This is a genomic window from Thioalkalivibrio denitrificans (assembly GCF_002000365.1).
Taxonomy (GTDB): Bacteria; Pseudomonadota; Gammaproteobacteria; order Ectothiorhodospirales; family Ectothiorhodospiraceae; genus Thioalkalivibrio_A; species Thioalkalivibrio_A denitrificans.
Genome location: NZ_MVBK01000002.1, coordinates 12,815 through 28,555 on the forward strand (window position 1 = coordinate 12,815; position 15,741 = coordinate 28,555).

At 64.9% G+C, this 15,741-nt stretch carries 17 protein-coding genes and 1 riboswitch; of the genes, 8 read left to right on the plus strand and 9 right to left on the minus strand.

All coding sequences use genetic code 11. The annotated features are described in order from the left end of the window. Positions 1-188: 188 nt before the first annotated feature. The gene (locus tag B1C78_RS00705; RefSeq protein WP_077277230.1) at positions 189-974 is read left to right on the plus strand and encodes a DUF2189 domain-containing protein; all 786 of its coding nucleotides are present in this window, start codon (positions 189-191) and stop codon (positions 972-974) included. Positions 975-983: 9 nt separating this feature from the next. Here B1C78_RS00705 and B1C78_RS00710 read toward each other — a convergent pair whose 3' ends face one another. After that, entirely contained in the window at positions 984-1,262 is a 279-nt protein-coding gene (locus tag B1C78_RS00710; RefSeq protein ID WP_077277231.1) for a PilZ domain-containing protein, read from the minus strand. A 296-nt stretch (positions 1,263-1,558) separates the two neighbouring features. On the opposite strand from B1C78_RS00710, the gene B1C78_RS00715 reads away from it, so the two are divergent. After that, positions 1,559-1,876 (plus strand): c-type cytochrome, encoded by a 318-nt coding sequence (locus B1C78_RS00715; protein ID WP_077277232.1) that lies wholly within the window; start codon positions 1,559-1,561, stop codon positions 1,874-1,876. Between the two features lie 12 nt (positions 1,877-1,888). After that, positions 1,889-3,181: an NAD(P)/FAD-dependent oxidoreductase gene (locus B1C78_RS00720; protein WP_077277233.1), complete on the plus strand. Its 1,293-nt coding sequence runs from the start codon at positions 1,889-1,891 to the stop codon at positions 3,179-3,181. A 132-nt stretch (positions 3,182-3,313) separates the two neighbouring features. Here B1C78_RS00720 and B1C78_RS00725 read toward each other — a convergent pair whose 3' ends face one another. From B1C78_RS00725 to B1C78_RS00745, 5 genes are all read right to left on the minus strand, one after another. Further along, positions 3,314-3,520 carry a YdcH family protein gene (locus B1C78_RS00725; RefSeq protein WP_077277234.1) on the minus strand — a complete coding sequence of 69 codons (207 nt, stop codon included), beginning with the start codon at positions 3,518-3,520 and terminating at the stop codon, positions 3,314-3,316. A gap of 81 nt (positions 3,521-3,601) precedes the next feature. Then, positions 3,602-4,354, minus strand: a complete 753-nt coding sequence (locus B1C78_RS00730) for a metal ABC transporter permease (protein WP_175628191.1) — start codon at positions 4,352-4,354, stop codon at positions 3,602-3,604. A 57-nt stretch (positions 4,355-4,411) separates the two neighbouring features. Further along, on the minus strand, positions 4,412-4,996 hold the full coding sequence (locus B1C78_RS00735) for an ATP-binding cassette domain-containing protein (protein ID WP_077277236.1): 585 nt from the start codon (positions 4,994-4,996) through the stop codon (positions 4,412-4,414). A 39-nt stretch (positions 4,997-5,035) separates the two neighbouring features. Next, positions 5,036-5,899 (minus strand): metal ABC transporter substrate-binding protein, encoded by an 864-nt coding sequence (locus tag B1C78_RS00740; RefSeq protein WP_245795251.1) that lies wholly within the window; start codon positions 5,897-5,899, stop codon positions 5,036-5,038. Between the two features lie 120 nt (positions 5,900-6,019). Next, entirely contained in the window at positions 6,020-7,324 is a 1,305-nt protein-coding gene (locus tag B1C78_RS00745; protein ID WP_077277238.1) for a TonB-dependent receptor, read from the minus strand. A 149-nt stretch (positions 7,325-7,473) separates the two neighbouring features. Here B1C78_RS00745 and B1C78_RS00750 point away from each other — a divergent pair, with 149 nt between their 5' ends. Next, the gene (locus B1C78_RS00750; protein ID WP_077277239.1) at positions 7,474-7,947 is read left to right on the plus strand and encodes a transcriptional repressor; all 474 of its coding nucleotides are present in this window, start codon (positions 7,474-7,476) and stop codon (positions 7,945-7,947) included. Then, complete coding sequence (locus B1C78_RS00755) at positions 7,947-8,720, plus strand: alpha/beta hydrolase family protein (protein ID WP_077277240.1); 774 nt, start codon at positions 7,947-7,949, stop codon at positions 8,718-8,720. The genes B1C78_RS00750 and B1C78_RS00755 overlap by 1 nt, the downstream gene beginning before the upstream one ends. 86 nt (positions 8,721-8,806) lie before the next feature. Here the strand turns inward: B1C78_RS00755 and B1C78_RS00760 are convergent, their stop codons facing one another. Together B1C78_RS00760 and B1C78_RS00765 are read right to left on the minus strand one after the other, a co-directional pair. Then, on the minus strand, positions 8,807-9,547 hold the full coding sequence (locus B1C78_RS00760) for a ferredoxin--NADP reductase (protein WP_077277251.1): 741 nt from the start codon (positions 9,545-9,547) through the stop codon (positions 8,807-8,809). A 150-nt stretch (positions 9,548-9,697) separates the two neighbouring features. Beyond that, positions 9,698-10,048, minus strand: coding sequence for a TraR/DksA family transcriptional regulator (locus tag B1C78_RS00765; protein ID WP_077277241.1), 351 nt, complete (start codon positions 10,046-10,048; stop codon positions 9,698-9,700). A 168-nt stretch (positions 10,049-10,216) separates the two neighbouring features. On the opposite strand from B1C78_RS00765, the gene B1C78_RS00770 reads away from it, so the two are divergent. Further along, on the plus strand, positions 10,217-10,789 hold the full coding sequence (locus B1C78_RS00770) for a thioredoxin family protein (protein ID WP_077277242.1): 573 nt from the start codon (positions 10,217-10,219) through the stop codon (positions 10,787-10,789). 121 nt (positions 10,790-10,910) lie between these two features. Here B1C78_RS00770 and B1C78_RS00775 read toward each other — a convergent pair whose 3' ends face one another. Beyond that, positions 10,911-11,837: a histone deacetylase family protein gene (locus tag B1C78_RS00775; protein WP_077277243.1), complete on the minus strand. Its 927-nt coding sequence runs from the start codon at positions 11,835-11,837 to the stop codon at positions 10,911-10,913. Positions 11,838-12,005: 168 nt separating this feature from the next. On the opposite strand from B1C78_RS00775, the gene B1C78_RS00780 reads away from it, so the two are divergent. Both B1C78_RS00780 and B1C78_RS00785 read left to right on the plus strand, forming a co-directional pair. After that, positions 12,006-14,687 (plus strand): bifunctional acetate--CoA ligase family protein/GNAT family N-acetyltransferase, encoded by a 2,682-nt coding sequence (locus B1C78_RS00780; protein ID WP_077277244.1) that lies wholly within the window; start codon positions 12,006-12,008, stop codon positions 14,685-14,687. Positions 14,688-15,140: 453 nt separating this feature from the next. Beyond that, a riboswitch (cyclic di-GMP riboswitch) is annotated at positions 15,141-15,223 on the plus strand. A gap of 93 nt (positions 15,224-15,316) precedes the next feature. Next, positions 15,317-15,667, plus strand: coding sequence for a hypothetical protein (locus B1C78_RS00785; protein ID WP_077277245.1), 351 nt, complete (start codon positions 15,317-15,319; stop codon positions 15,665-15,667). The last annotated feature ends 74 nt before the right edge of the window (positions 15,668-15,741 follow it).

A 15,741-nucleotide genomic window follows, 5' to 3' on the forward strand; every position in this document is an offset into this window, starting at 1 on the left:
GCGATCCCGGTGAGATATGCAGGCTAGCCAGATCACGCCCCCGCCGCGATGGTCGCGGGCACCCCGAGGATGGAAGAGTCGGAAAATCCGAACTATACACTCGGGTGCGCTGGCAGATAAGTGAGAGGATGACGACAACGATCATGGCCGACACACCGTCGACCCTTCCCGCGGTCAAGGAGCAATGCATGGACAAGGTTTTCAACACCTCCCCCAACCTTCACATCCCTACGCTGTATCGCGTATCACCGGACCGTCCCTACCTGTGGCTGGCCCGAGGTTGGGAGGACCTCAAGCGCACGCCCGTGCTGAGCCTGGGATATGGCCTGTTCTTCACGCTCGTGGGCTATGCACTGGTGCTGGGTGCATGGAACGAGCCCTGGTTGGTGTTGACGTTCATGGCGGGCTTCCTGCTCGTGGGCCCGCTCTCGGCCCTGGGCCTGTACGAAATCAGCCGCAAGCTGGAACGCAACGAACCCGTCACGCTCATGGACACCCTCACGTCGTGGCGCCGAAACTCGCTGGGCATCTCGCTGTACGCGGTCTTCCTGAGCGTCCTCATGATCGCCTGGATCCGCTCGACCAGCCTCATGATCGCCCTGTTCTTCCAGTCGGTCCCGGACAAGCTGCAGGACAGCTGGACAGCCCTGTTCACCACTGAACAGGGCTTCGGGTTCTTCCTGGTATTCAGCCTCAGCGGAGGCCTGGCTGCGCTGGTTGTGTTCCTCACGGGCGTGGTGACGCTGCCCATGATGAAAGAGCGCCGCCAGGACATCATCACCTGCGTGGTCACCAGCATCCGGGTGGTGAAATACAACCCCGCGCCCATGCTGCTGTGGGCCATGATGCTGGTGGTGCTCATCGCTCTGGGCTTCGCCACCTTCATGCTGGGCCTGATCGTGATCCTGCCTCTGCTGGGTCACGCCACCTGGCACGCCTACCGTGACCTGGTGGACAAGGAGGTCATTGGCTGAGCGGCGCACTCAGGTATCGATGAACTCCACGGCGATCCCTTCCGGGAGGTGACGCACCACGCGGCCTTCCACCAGGGGCGGCTGCTCGCCCTCACCACCCAGCGTGCCCACCACACGCACCTGCACCCGCGTACCCGGCGCCGGGCGGCCCTCTTCGGAAAAGAGCAGCAACACGCCACCGCCACTGAGATCCTGAGTGCGCACGATTCTCATTTCGTCTCCCGGGCAATACAACTCCACGTCCACTTCCATGGGAATACGCGGGTGCCTGCGTCGTTCGGAATGCATGGTCTGTCCCTGCAGATGTGTACGCTGCCGCCCTTTATGGCCTCCGCACGCCGGCAAATCAAGCGCCGATAGCGTCCAGTACGGGCGGTCCTTTTGCCACCTTTGGCCATGCTGTGCTATACAAAACCGTGTGTTGCCTAAATGTCGCCACCCCGGCTCATATCGGAATGACGCGACCGGCAAGGACCCGGACCGGTGTGCACCGGGCATCCGACACAACAGGCGGGACACTTTCGCACCCGTCGCTCAAACATCACAAGAACCACGACCATCAAATTCTGAGGAGCAAGCACACCATGAGATATACACGCCTTGCTGCCGTTGCGCTCGCAGTCTCGTTGAGCGGTGCGGCAGCCTCCCAAAGCGCCCTGGCGGAAGTCACGCGCGGAGCACTCATGGCCAAGACCTGCCTGGCCTGTCACGGCGCGGCGGGCACAGCCCCCGAGGCCACCATTCCCACGTTGGTACACGGATTTCCGCGCGAACTCATGATCCAGACCATGCGCGGATTCCGGGATGGCACCCGACCCTCCACCGTCATGGGGCGTCATGCAAAGGGCTATACCGACGCCGAAATCGAACTTCTCGCCGATTACTTCGACGGTATGCGCTAAGGGGGCCAGAACATGACAATTTCACGCAGAAAGTTTCTCCAGGCACTTGGCGCGGGCGGTGCGGCCTCCGCACTGGCGGCTTGCGCCCCGATGCCCACCGAACCCAGGAACGGTGAACACATCGTCGTGGTCGGTGGCGGTTCTGGCGGCGCCACGGCGGCCAAGTACCTGCGCCGCTTCGATCCCAACCTGCAGGTCACGCTGGTCGAGCCGAACGCCACCTATCACACCTGCTACGGCAGCAACTGGGTCCTGGGCGGGTTCCGCCAGATGGATCAGATCGCGCAGAGCTACCAGGCACTGCGCGACACGCACGGGATAAACGTGATCCAGGACCGCGTCACCGCCATCGAACCCGACGCCCACCAGGTCAGGCTGGCCGGGGGACGCACGCTGTCCTACCAGAAACTCGTCCTCTCCCCGGGCATCGACTTCGACTGGGAAGCCGCCGCCGAGGGGACCAGCGAGGCCACGGCAGACCGCATTCCCCATGCCTGGAAAGCCGGCCCGCAGACGCAGATCCTGCGCCGCCAGTTGGAGGCCATGCCCAACGGGGGCGTATTCATCATGGTGGCCCCGCCCAACCCCTTCCGCTGCCCGCCCGGGCCTTACGAGCGGGCCAGCATGGTCGCCCACTACTTCAAGACCCACAAGCCGCGCTCCAAGGTGCTGATCCTGGACGTCAAGGAAGGCTTCTCAAAGCAGGGCCTGTTCATGGGCGGCTGGGAGGCGAACTACGGCGACATGATCGAGTGGGTCGGGGGCGACCGGGGCGGCATGGTCAACCGGGTGGACGTAGCCAATCGCACGGTCTTCTCCGACGACGGCCTGAACCGCTACCGCGGCGATGTGATCAACTACATCCCGCCGCAGAAGGCCGCCCAGATTGCCCACGATGCCGGGCTGACCAACGAGGCAGGCTGGTGTCCGGTGGACCAGAGGACTTTCGCCTCCAGCATCCACCCGGACGTCCACGTGATCGGCGACTCCAGCGTCGCTGGGGCCATGCCGAAATCCGGGCACTCGGCCAACAGCCAGGGCAAGCTGGTTGCGGCGGCCATCGTCAATGGCCTGAGGGGCATCGATGCGCCTGAACCATCCATGGTGAACACCTGCTACAGCCTGATCACCCCCGACTGGGGCATCAGCGTGGCTGCCGTGTATCGCTACGATGACGGCTCCATCAGGGGCGTGGAAGGTTCGGGGGGCGTGAGCCCCGCCGATGCGGACCGCGAGTTCCGCCGCCGGGAGGCCGACTACACCCGCGGCTGGTACCGCAGCATCACCACCGACATCTGGGGCTGATAGAGGCAATAAAAAACGGCGGCGCCTTAACAGGCGCCGCCGTTTTTTATTTCAGGTACAAGATACAAGGTACGAGGGCAAAGGGGTTCAGGACGTCCCCTTTCCCCTTGTACCTTTGCCCTTGTACCTACCTTACGCATTCAAATCCGGAATCAACTTGCTCTCCAGGCGCGCGATCATGTCCTTGATCATCAGCTTGCGCTTTTTCAGTCGGGTCATCCGCAGCTGATCAACAAACGGACCCTCCTCCAGGCGCAGAATGGCCGCGTCCAGGTCCCGGTGTTCAACCCGGAGCTCAGCCAGGCGCCTTCTGATGGCACCGATATCGTCCGGCGTCACGCGTATGTCCGCGAAGGTGTCATCCTCTAATGATCACAAATTGCTCAGGTTCGCACCAGTGAAACCTGTGCCGAACGCCGCTCATCCAGACGTCCCGGGGCGGGACAGCAGCCGCAGCGGCAGGCCCGTGAGCAGGACCGCCACCATGACGGGGCCGAAGGGCTGGTCCAGAAGAATCGCCAGCAGGAAGGCGCACAGGTACGCAATCACAGCCAGTCCGGCACTGAGCCACAGGGTCATGTGCCAGCCTCGGGCGAGCCGCCAGGCAACCCAAGCCGGTACAAGGACCATGGCAAAGGCGGCCATCACTCCCATGGCCATGGAACAGACCGCCATCGACAGGACCACGAGCAGATCGAATGCCAGGCCAGATGCCCAGTGAGTGCGGCGATTGGCGCGATGATGTGCAGGCTGAAATCTTTGCCGCAGCAGGCGGCGTGACAATACGGGCAGGCTCGCCAGCGCGACGACCGCGACGCCGAGTGCGACCCACAGCTGATCCCGGCTGGCGAACAGTATCTGACCGTCCAGGAAGACCCGGCCAACCACGTCGGCTCTCGGATGATTCGCCGCCAGGAGCAGGGCGAAAGCCCAACCCGACAGCAGCATGACCGCAAAGGCCTCGTTTCCCACCCGTCCGAGGGCGGCCTTGACACCCCCCGCCGCACAGGCTGCGGCCATCGCGGCCGGCAGCATCGGAACATGGATCGCGGCAGCCAGAACCCCTCCAGCCCCTGCGGCGTGCGTGTAGCCCAGGCATGCAAGCCACTCGTCACGCACTCGCAGCCAGCAGCCGAGCACGGCGGCCAGTGGTGCCAGCACAAGTCCAACCATCAGCGGATCTCGAAAGAGCGGATCCCAGAGCAGCGTTGCGGTCATCGGGCCATGTCCTCAGAATTGTGCGGTCGCCGGCAGCAAATCCACCACCCGGTTACAGGTCTGCTCCAGGAAGGTTCGGTCGTGACTGACCAGCAGGAGGCCCCGGTCTGCCCGACCGGTCTCGACCATGTCTGCAAGGCGGACCCGGGCGTCCGGATCGAGGTGGTTCGTGGGTTCGTCCAGCAAGACCAGAGAGGCGCTGCAGCCCAGGCAGGCCCAGACGTGCAGCAGCTGTACCTGCCCACCGCTCAGCATGTCCATGCGCTTTGGGAGCAACGGAAGGAGGCATGGTGGCGGATCACGATGCTCCGCCTTGCAGATGCGCAGCAGATCAGCGCCGGTGAACGGCGCTTCCTCTGGTAGTCCGGGACGCTGTTGCAGCACCGTGAGTTCTGCATCCCTACGGCGCACGAGGCTGCCGGAAAGCACGTGCTCCGCGTCGACAATGGCATGGAGAAGCGTGGTCTTGCCGGAGCCGTTGGGGCCGGCAAGTCCGAGAATCTCCCCGGGCCGCAACTCAAACGACACGGGCCTGCAGATCGGGAAACGGTGGCCCACAACCAGCGTATCGGCCCGGACGAGCGGGTCAACGCTCACCGCTTCGCCCCGTCAATTTCCGGGCGCACCCACACGGGCTTACCCGCCCCCGAAGACAGCCGCCCATTGGCTCATCAATTCCAGATACCCCTCCAGATCGGCATCCACCGGAGGCTCCAGAGACACGGCGTGGATGTCCCAACCCAGATGCCGCTGCAGGAACCCGGCACCACGCGAGGGCTGATACCGGGCGTGGAGCACCCGGCCTTCCCTGCCCTCCAGATCCCGCACCAGGCGACGCAGGTGCCGGGCCGTGGGCGGCACACCCGGTACCGGCTCCAGGTAACCCAGCACCTTGACCGGAAGCCATTCCTCAAGGTAATCAAGATCCTCATGATAGGCGACGAATTGCCGGTCGGCGGGAATCCGGTCGGCCAGGGCACGTGCATGCTGACGCAGGCGTTGTGCCGCATCTTCGGACCGGGCCAGGAAATAATCCGCCTTCTCCGTTCGCAGTTGACCCATGCGCTTGGCCAGGGCGTCTGCCAACACCGCCATGCGTAAGGGATCAATGTTGAAGTGCGGATTTCCCTCAGCATGAACATGGCCCACGTTGGGCCCGTCCATGGTGACGGAGCGCCTCAAGGACAGGGTATCCGAGGCCCGGAAGTGCCCGCGTCTGCCCTCGTTCACGGCAGGATTGGCAGCACCTGACAGCACGGCCGGCAGCCACCCTTCCTCGAGCCCGGCACCCATCTCCAGCAGCAGGTCGGCACGACGTACGGCCGCCATGTAGCTGGGCCTGGCATCCAGGTAATGGGGATCCCTGTCATCCGGCGCGAGCACCCTGACGCGGACCTGGTCGCCGCCCACCGCCCGGGCCAGCATACCCAGGCTGGGGGTCGTCGCGACCACCTCCAAGGGCTGCGCCTGGGGCGCCGTCCACGCGCTGGCCAGGACCATCGCAAGCAGGACAATGACGTATCGCTTCAGGGGCATGGGCCACCTCCCGATGGGCTGTGCGTTGTGACAGATGGCTCCGGCGTGCAGATGCGTGTCACGCCGGGACGGGGGCGCTCGTCATCAAAAGCGATGGGCACCGTGCGCGCCAAGCGCGACATTCAGTTGAAGCATGAAATCCAGGCCGCGATCACGCCCGTGGTCATCGGCGTAGTCGTTGTGGTTGATCTGGGCGCGCAGGAACACCGGCTCGATAGGCCGGAAGGTGACCATGGCGGCATAGCGGTAGGAAGGATCCGGGCTGCTGCCGTCCCCACGACCGATCTCGTTGGTCAGGCCGAGTGCCTCGGCGCGCAGACCGGCCTCCCAGCGCGGCGCGAAACCATAGACCCCCTGCAGATAGACACCGTCCTGTTTGTTCTTGAACGATTGAACGTTACGGACATCCCCGATGTTTCGGCCGGTCGGATTCCCGTCGGAGTCTACATCCGTGAATTCGACATCGCGTCGGTCGACGTCGATCACCCGGTAGAAGTACTCACCCTGCAGGCGCCAGTTGCCGTGGCCGTAGCTTCTACCGGCGTCATACTTGTAAACGGCATCCAGACCCGCAAACCAGGCGGTCCCGTTCCAGTCCTCGAAACGTGTGGAATGCGCTTCTGTCTCCTGGTAACGGCGCGCATAGCCGGCCGACACGCCATACTGCACGGCATGATCGGGGCCCAGGTCGGGTGCGAACTTGGCAAACGCCGTGATCAGCCTGGGACCTTCGGTATCCTCGAGTATGCGCTCCGTGCCATTAATGGCGCTCTGCTCACCCCGATAGTTGGCCACCCCGGATGTCTCACCCTGCAGCAGCTCAACGCCCAGCAGGGTGTAGGACTGTGTCGGCGCGAGCCAGGTGGCCTGAACACCGATCTCCTGCAGGCCGTGGTCACCAAACAGGTATTCGTTGACCAGGGGGCGGTCCACGAAGTCCCAGTCATGAGGGTGGTGGCTGTTGATGTAGCCCACGTCCGACAGGAACTTGCCGACCTTCAACTGGAAGCCTGCCGGCAGACTGCGGGTCCTCAGGTAGGCCTCCTCGACTTCCACGTCATGATCATCGAAGCCGAGAATCAGCGTACCGTCCATGAAGTCCCCGAGCTTCGCTTCCAGCACCAGTTCCGAATGACCCAGATTGAAGCCTTCGTCGAAGCCGTGGTGATGACCGTGATCATGCCCGTCGCCGTGATGATGGCCACCGCCAAAGCCGGCAGGGGACTCGTTCCCCTCGCGCAACTCATTGAAGTAGATCCCCTCCAGAATGAGGGAAATGTTCAGGTCTACGCCCTCCTGGGCCTTGACCGGGGAAGCAAGGGGCATTGCCGCGATGGCCACGGCAGCCAGCACACCGGTACCACCGTGATTGAGATTGCGCTTGGACATGGGGTCTTCTCCCTGGCTGTGGTTGCAGGGAGAGAGATGTTATAACATAACATTCCTTATGTGAACCCTCTGTCAGGAGACGAGCAGAACATGACGGCCGCCGCCGACTGGATTGACAGCCCACCGCGCAACCGGTACGAAGAAGCACTATGGACCACGAGCACAACCACGACGCCTGCATCGAGCAGGCCCTCTCCAGCGCGGACGAGATCTGTGCCCGGCGCGGCGTACGCCTCACCCCCATGCGCCGCAAGGTGCTCGAGCGGATCTGGCAGAGCCACGAGGCCATCAAGGCGTACGACCTGATCGGACAGCTGAGCTCCGCAGATCGCACAGTGAAGCCGCCCACGGTGTACCGTGCCCTGGACTTCCTGCTGGAACAGGGGTTGATCCACCGCATCGAGAGCCTCAACGGCTTCGTGGGCTGTGACCGGCCGCAAAAGGCGCACCAGTCCCAGTTGTTCATCTGCCGTGACTGCGGCCACGTCAGCGAATGCGGGGACGAAGGCATCCGGCGCGCTCTCGACCGGGAAGCCGCGCGCCAAGGGTTTCACACGGAAGCGCGCATTGTCGAGGTCCGGGGCCTGTGTGCCCGTTGCCAGGACCGCGCCGCACACGCCTGATGCCCACCGAGAACATCTCCTTCGAAAACCACCAGGGAAAGCGGCTCGCGGGCCGTCTGGAATTGCCGTCCGGAAATACCCGTGTCTGGGCGATCTACAGCCATTGCTTCACCTGCTCCAAGGACAGCCTGGCGGCCGTACGTCTCAGCCGCGCACTGGCCAGGCGGGGCATCGGCGTGCTGCGCTTTGACTTCACCGGGGTGGGGGACAGCGAGGGCGAATTCGAGGACAGCCACTTCAGCGCCAACGTGCTGGACATCGTCAGTGCCGCCGGCTGGATGGCAGAACATCTCCAGGCACCCGCCCTGCTCGTGGGGCATAGTCTGGGGGGTGCGGCCTCCCTGGGTGCCGCCGTGCGGATCCCTTCGGTACGCGCGGTGGTGGCCATCGCCGCACCCAGCGAACCGGCCCACGTCCGGCACGCGTTCTCCGATCACATCGACGAAATTCGTGACCAGGGCGCGGCCCACGTGGACATCGGTGGCACGGGCAGCTACCGCATCACCCGGGAATTCCTGAACGACATCGAGGCCGCCACGCTGGACGACTGCGTGCGCACCCTCAACCGCGCCCTGCTGGTCATGCACGCCCCCGGCGACGACGTGGTGGGCATCGAGCATGCCTCACACCTGTTCCGCACCGCCCGCCACCCCAAGAGCTTCGTCTCACTGGACGATATGGATCATTTGCTGACCGACGCCGATGACGCTGAGTACGTGGCAGCCGTGATCGATGCGTGGTCGTCGAGGTACATCAAGCAGGTACTAGGGTGAAGGTACAAGATACAAGGGAAAAGGTACAAGGGTAGGGTCTCAGTGTCTCCCCTTGTATCTTGTACCTTTTCCCTTGTATCTGCCTTTCACCAATAATGTTCCGTGGTTATGTGCCCAGGCGTCCTGCGGCGGTTCTTGCGCATGCCACGTTCCTTGAGCACCTCGGTGGCGTCGCGCACCATCTCGGGGTTTCCGCACAGCATCACCTGCGAGGTGTCCGGGCTCAGGGGTAAATCCACGCGGCGCTCCAGCGATTCGTCGCGGATCGCGGCAGGGACGCGGCCCGGGAGGGCGCCGGGGTGCGCCTCGCGGCTGACGAAAGGCACGAAGCTGAACTGGCGTCCGTGATCACGGAACCCCTCGATCACGTCGCGGTACGTGAGTTCGTCCGCAGTGCGCACCGCGTGCACCAGCACCACCCGCTTGAACCGCTTCCAGGGCGTGTCCGTGCGCAGCATGGACAGGTACGGCCCGATGGCCGTGCCGGTGGCCATGAGCCAGAGGATATCGGCATCCGGCAGTTCCGAGAGCGTGAAGAAACCCTGTGGCTTGGACATGAGTTGCACGGTGTCGCCCGGCTCCAGGGCCGCCAGGCGATTGCTCAGGGGGCCGTCCGGCACCGTATTGAAGTAGAAATCCAGCGGGGTTTCCTGGGGCGGATTGACGTAGGAATAGGGGCGCCCGACCCGCTCACCGTCGATGTCCAGCGCCAGGCGGTTGAACTGACCCGGCTCGAACGGGTCGACCGGAGCGTCCACCCGAAGGGAAAAAAGACGCGCCGTCCAGCGCTTGCGCTCCACCACGTTGCCCTGCAGCCAGCCTGCCATGTCGTCCTCCGAACGGGTCGTATCCGTCAATGCCACAGAGTTGGCGCCGCCGCGCCTCGATTTCAACCCGAAGGAAAACGCAGTTATTGGCCAGAGTATCTCTCACCAAGGCTCGTAAACGATCGCGGTCCGTCCACCCGCCTCACCCGGTCAGCGCCCCCCGGCTTCCTGCTCCTCCGCACACTGGGTGCATAGCCGCGCGTGGGGCAGGGCCTTGAGGCGCCCCGGGGGTATCGGCTCGCCGCAGGCCTCGCACAGGCCGTAGGTCCCCTCGTCCATGCGCTTGAGCGCGTGACGTACCCGCGCCAGCTCCCGGCGCGCCTCGTTACCGAGGGCGTCCACCACCTCCTCGTTCTCCCGCTGCACCGCCTGCTCGGCAAAATCCTTGTCCAGCGGTTCCGCTTCATGACGCACGTTGCGCTCCACCCGTTCCAGGCGGGCCTGGAGATCGTCACGCAGCTGTTCCAGCTGACGGCGCAGGTCCTCAAGGAGGTCGTTCATGGTGTCACCTCGTCTGACTGCCACACACTCAGCATGGAGAAGCTGCAGCGCATGTCAAGGCCGGCTAGCGCCCCTACTGCTCGGGGCGGAAATGGCCCGCTGCGGCGGGGGAGTTATAATAATTCGTTACATATCATCCAATGCACCGAATTCCAAGGAGCCGAATCCATGGCACGCACTCCCTCCGTCATGCTGGAACTGGGCACGCCGGCCCCCGACTTCCGTCTTCCCGATCCTGGCACCGGCAAGGAGGTCTCCCTGGACGATTTTCCCGACGCCAAGGGCTACGTGATCGCCTTCATCTGCAACCATTGTCCCTTTGTGCAACTGATCCGCCACGAGTTCGCCCGCTTCGGCCGTGAGTACACGAAAAAGGGCCTGGCCGTGATCGCCATCAATTCCAACGATGTGAAAAACTTCCCGCTGGACAGCCCGGAGCACATGAAGGACGAGGTGCGCCGCTTCGGTTACGAATTCCCCTACCTGTACGACGAAGACCAGTCCGTGGCGAAGGCCTACCAGGCGGCCTGCACGCCCGACTTCTTCATGTTCGACGCCGACCGCAAGCTGGTCTACCGCGGTCAGTTCGACGGCGCCCGCCCGGGGAGCGACGTCCCCGTCACCGGCGAGGACCTGCGCGCCGCCGCCGACGCCCTGCTCGCCGGCCGACCCATCCCCGAGGACCAGAAACCCAGCCTCGGCTGCAACATCAAGTGGAAGCCGGGCAACGAGCCGAATTAAGGCAGTGGCAAGTGGCAAGTGGCAAGTCTCAAGTGGCAAGGAAATGCCCCCTCTCCCTCAGGGAGAGGGTTGGGGTGAGGGTGGTGTCCCTTGCCGCTTGCCACTTGAGACTTGCCACACCTCAAAGCAAAGCCTTGAGGTGCGCCACAACGCTGCGTCCCAGTGCCGAGAGGGCGTAGCCGCCTTCCAGGGTTGAGACGATACGCCCCTCAGCATGGCGCTCGGCGATGCCTTTCAGTTTCCGGGTCACCCAGGCGTAGTCGTCCTCCACCAGGCCGAACCCGGCCATGTCGTCCTCCAGGTGCGCGTCAAAGCCCGCGGAGATCAGCAACAGTTGCGGCCGGAATTCTTCCAGGGCCGGCAGCCAGTGCTCGCGCACGGCGGCGCGAAACGCCTCCCCACCAGTGCCTGCAGGCAGAGGCACGTTGACACGCGGGACACCGGATCGGCGCTCTGCGCCCTGGTACGGATAGTAGGGGTGCTGGAACGTGGAGCAGAACAGCACCCTGGGCTCATGCAGAAAAATGTCGTCCGTGCCGTTGCCGTGATGCACATCGAAATCGGCGATGGCGACGCGCTCGAGGCCATGGGCGGCAAGCGCATGGGCTGCGCCCACCGCGATGTTGTTGTACAGGCAGAACCCCATGGCGTGATCACGGGTGGCATGGTGACCCGGCGGGCGAACACTGCAGAATGCGGCGTTGTCCTGGCCGGTCATGACCAGGTCCACGCCCGACACCACCGCGCCGGCCGCGCGGCTGGCCGCCTCCAGGCTGTGTTCCGACAGGTACGTGTCCCCTCCGTCCAGGCAGACAGTCTTGCCGGCCGATGGCGCCCCCTGCGACAGCTCATCCAGATAGGGCGCCGAATGCACGCGCAGCAGCTGCTCACGGGTCACCGGCGGCGCCTCCCGGTAATGCAGCAGCGACCCCACTCCCGACGTCAGCAACTGATCGTCGATGGCCGCCAGCCTTTCCGGGCGTTCCGGATGGTAGCCCGGTGTGAGGTGCTCCATGCAGACAGGGTGGGAGATGAAATAGACGGTCATCGGATACCACGCGTGGAAGAGGTGCGGACGCGCCGGTCAGGCTGAGTCCGGACATGGCAACGACGGGTTCGACCCCAACAGCATACGCAGCCCGCGATCTGCACGCCATTGATCGGCAGAAACCGTCATGAAAGACTAAAAGCCCGTCATCGCTCGCGGTACACCGCCATGGGTCCCCATTATCTCCATCGCATCCTGTCCGCACAGGGCATCGCGGTGATCGGCGCCAGTGAACGCCCGGAGGCCGTGGGCGGGCGTGTCCTGCAGAACCTGAGCGAGATGGGGTACCCCGGCACGCTTTACCCGGTGAACCCCCGACACAAGAAGGTCATGGGGCGTGCCTGTGTGGCCTCGGTCGCGGACATCGAACGCGCGCCGGACCTGGCCGTGGTGGCCACACCCGCGGAGACCGTGCCCGAGATCGTGCGTCAGTGCGGCGAGGCGGGTGTCGCCGGGGTCATCGTCATGTCCGCGGGCTTCGCGGAGACGGGGGACCGGGGCGCGCGCCTGCAGACGGAGATGATCGAGGTGGCGCGGGAGACCGGCGTTCGTATCATCGGCCCCAACTGCCTCGGTCTCATTCGACCGAGCCAGCGCATCAACGCCACCTTCAGCCGGAATACCGCCGAACACGGCCACCTGGCACTGGTATCGCAATCCGGCGCCATCTGCACCGCCATCCTGGACTGGGCGGAGGGCCAGGGCGTGGGTTTTTCCCTGGTGGCCTCGCTGGGGGCCGCCGCCGACGTGGACTTCGGCGACGTGCTGGACTTCCTCGCCATGGATCCCGAAACGCGCAGCATCCTGTTGTACGTGGAAGGCATTCACCGTGCACGGGGATTCATGAGCGGACTGCGTGCCGCGGCGCGCATGAAACCGGTCATCGTCATCAAGGCGGGGCGCTACGCGGAGGGATCCCGGGCGGCCATGTCCCACACCGGCGCCATGGTGGGTGCGGACGATGTCTTCGATGCCGCCCTGGACCGTGCCGGCGCCGTGCGTGCGCGCACCGTGTCGCAGTTGTTCTCCGCCGCACGCATGCTCTCCAGCGGCACCCGCGTCAGGGGCAATCGCCTGGCCATTATCACCAACGCGGGCGGCCCGGGCGTCATGGCCACCGACCGCGCCGTGGAACTGGACGTGGCCCTGGCGGAACTCGATGCTGACACCACGAGCCGCCTGGATGCCACCCTGCCCGCACACTGGTCACACGGCAACCCCGTGGACGTACTGGGTGATGCCGACGATGCACGTTACCGCAGTGCGCTGGAGGCCTGTCTGGCGGACGCCGGCGTGGACGGCGTGCTGACCATGCTCACACCCCAGGCCATGACGAAACCGGAGGCGGCCGCGGCGGCGGTGATCGAGGTGGCGGAGACATCGCGCAAGCCCCTGCTGGCCTGCTGGATGGGCGGACGCCAGGTGGAAGCAGCGCGCGACGCCCTGACGCGGGCAGGTGTGCCCCATTTCCCCACGCCCGAGGCGTCGGTGGAGGCCTTCGGATACCTGGCGGCATACCGGCGCAACCAGCGGCTGCTGCTGCAGGTGCCCGGCCCGCTCAGCGACCGCAGCCCCGCCGACGTACAGGGCGCGCGCATGATCATCGAGGGGGCACTGGCCGAAGGGCGCCATACCCTCGGCAGCCTCGAAGCCAAGGCCGTGCTGGCAGCCTTTCGCATTCCCGTGAGCCACACCATACAGGCGCGCACGGCTGCCGAGGCGGTGGTGGCCGCCAGCACCCTGGGCTATCCGCTGGCCATGAAAATCGCTTCCCCCGACATCACCCACAAGTCCGATGTGGACGGCGTCCGCCTGAACATCACGGGCGCGGACACCGTGCGCGCCACGTTTCTGGACATGGTGCGCTCGGCCGGCGAGGCCCGCCCGGAGGCGCGCATCGAAGGGGTCACCCTGGAGCGCATGTACCGGAGCCACTACGGTCGCGAACTCATGGTCGGCGCCCTGCGCGACCCGGTGTTCGGTCCCGTGATCAGCTTCGGTTCCGGCGGCATTTCCGTGGAGGTCATGCAGGACCGGGCCGTGGCACTGCCGCCGCTGAACGAGACCATCATCCGCAACATGATCCGCCGCACCCGCGTCGCCCGCCTGCTGCAGAAGTTCCGTCACATGCCGCCCGTGGACGAGGAGGCGCTGGAGAAGGTCTTGCTGCGTCTCTCCGAAATGGTCTGCGAACTGCCCCAGATCGTGGAGCTGGACATCAACCCCCTGATCGTGGACGAGCAGGGACTTGCGGCAGTGGATGCGCGCATCGCTGTGGAGCTGCCGCCGGCGGATGCGGACCCGTACGCACACATGGCCATCCACCCCTATCCGTCGTCGCTGGTCAGCCGCTGGCACCTCGCCGACGGCACCCCGCTCACCATCCGCCCGATCCGACCGGAGGATGCGCGCATCGAACAGAGCTTCGTGCGCGGCCTGTCGGAGCAATCCCGCTACTTCCGGTTCATGCAGGCCATGCACGAACTGACCCCCGAGATGCTGGTGCGCTTCACGCAGATCGACTACGACCGTGAAATGGCGCTGATCGCCGTCATGGAGGACGAACGCGGCGGCGAGCTTCAGGTGGCGGTGGCCCGCTACACCGCCAACCCGGATCGGCGCAGCTGCGAGTTCGCGCTAGTGGTGGCCGATGACTGGCAGGGCCGCGGCATCGGCACCCACCTGATGCAGGCCCTGATGCAGGTGGCCCGCAGCCGTGGTCTGACGCTGATGGAGGGCGAAGTCCTGGCAGGCAACAGCGGCATGCTGGGGCTGGCCCGGTCACTGGGCTTCTCCACCCGCACCCTCCCCGGCGCCACCGACGTCGTCTGGGTCGGCAAACAGCTCTGACCCGGACATTGCACCAAGGCGGCCGGCGGCTCTGCGTAACCTCTTGAATCAGCAACGGGAATGAGGGCATCTGATGGTGGAACCGCGGTGACAGTTTGCACCTCGGCACCGGCCTATGCGGTGCCTGACCAGGCCGCACCTGTCGCCCTGAAGGGCGACCTACAGATACGCTTCTCCTGCAAAAGGGCTGCGCCAGACCTGCCGAGAGACCACAATCATTCGCGATCCTTGGCGCAATACCCGGCCTGACCCGGCCGCGCACCCCTCTCTCCCCGCTCCCTTTTTTCATCCCGCTCAATCAGTCGCTTGGCGCGACAACTTCACAACGGCCGTTGGCATTTCGCGCACCAGCGTTGCAGATCGCCCGATGAACGGCCCGGTAACGTGTGACGGAGCACACAAATCCGTGGCCGGGCGCCGACCAGAATCAAATCGTGGCCGTGAAAGCGGCCATGCGGAAAAAGGCAAACCCGCTGAAAGGCGGGGACGCAAAACTACCGGTCTACGGGATTACCTACGACAGCGGGGTTGCCCATATGGCACACCAGAACACTCACCACTCCACTCGCGCTTGCGCCCTTCCTGTCGCCTCCTGTGCACTGCCCGGGCTGATTACTGTCTCGCCCCCCGTGCACGACTACCGTGCGGAGCAACGCGCCGGCGGCAGTCGTGTCCGGCGTCGCGCCCTGTCCCTGGTGCTTCCCGCCATCGCAGCTGTGGCACTGATGGCCTCCCCTGCGGTCCATGGCCAGGCCGGTGGCGAAGGCGGGCATTATGCGTCGCTGACCGAGGCAACGCTCGCGCTCAACCGGGACCTCGCCCGGGAATACGCCCGCGGCCTGCAGCTCATCAGCACCGGCCATGTCCAGGACAACACGCGCCGCTGGGAGGGAAGCGCAAGCCTGCGCCCCCGCAACCAGGCCACCGTCTATCCCATGGGTGACGACGGTGTGATGCTGGAAATGACCTTCAGGTACTGAACTTCCTCCAACGCCCTGCCCAGGGGTTACACGGCGGCCGAAAGGCCGCCTTTTTTTGGTCAGTTGTCAGTTGT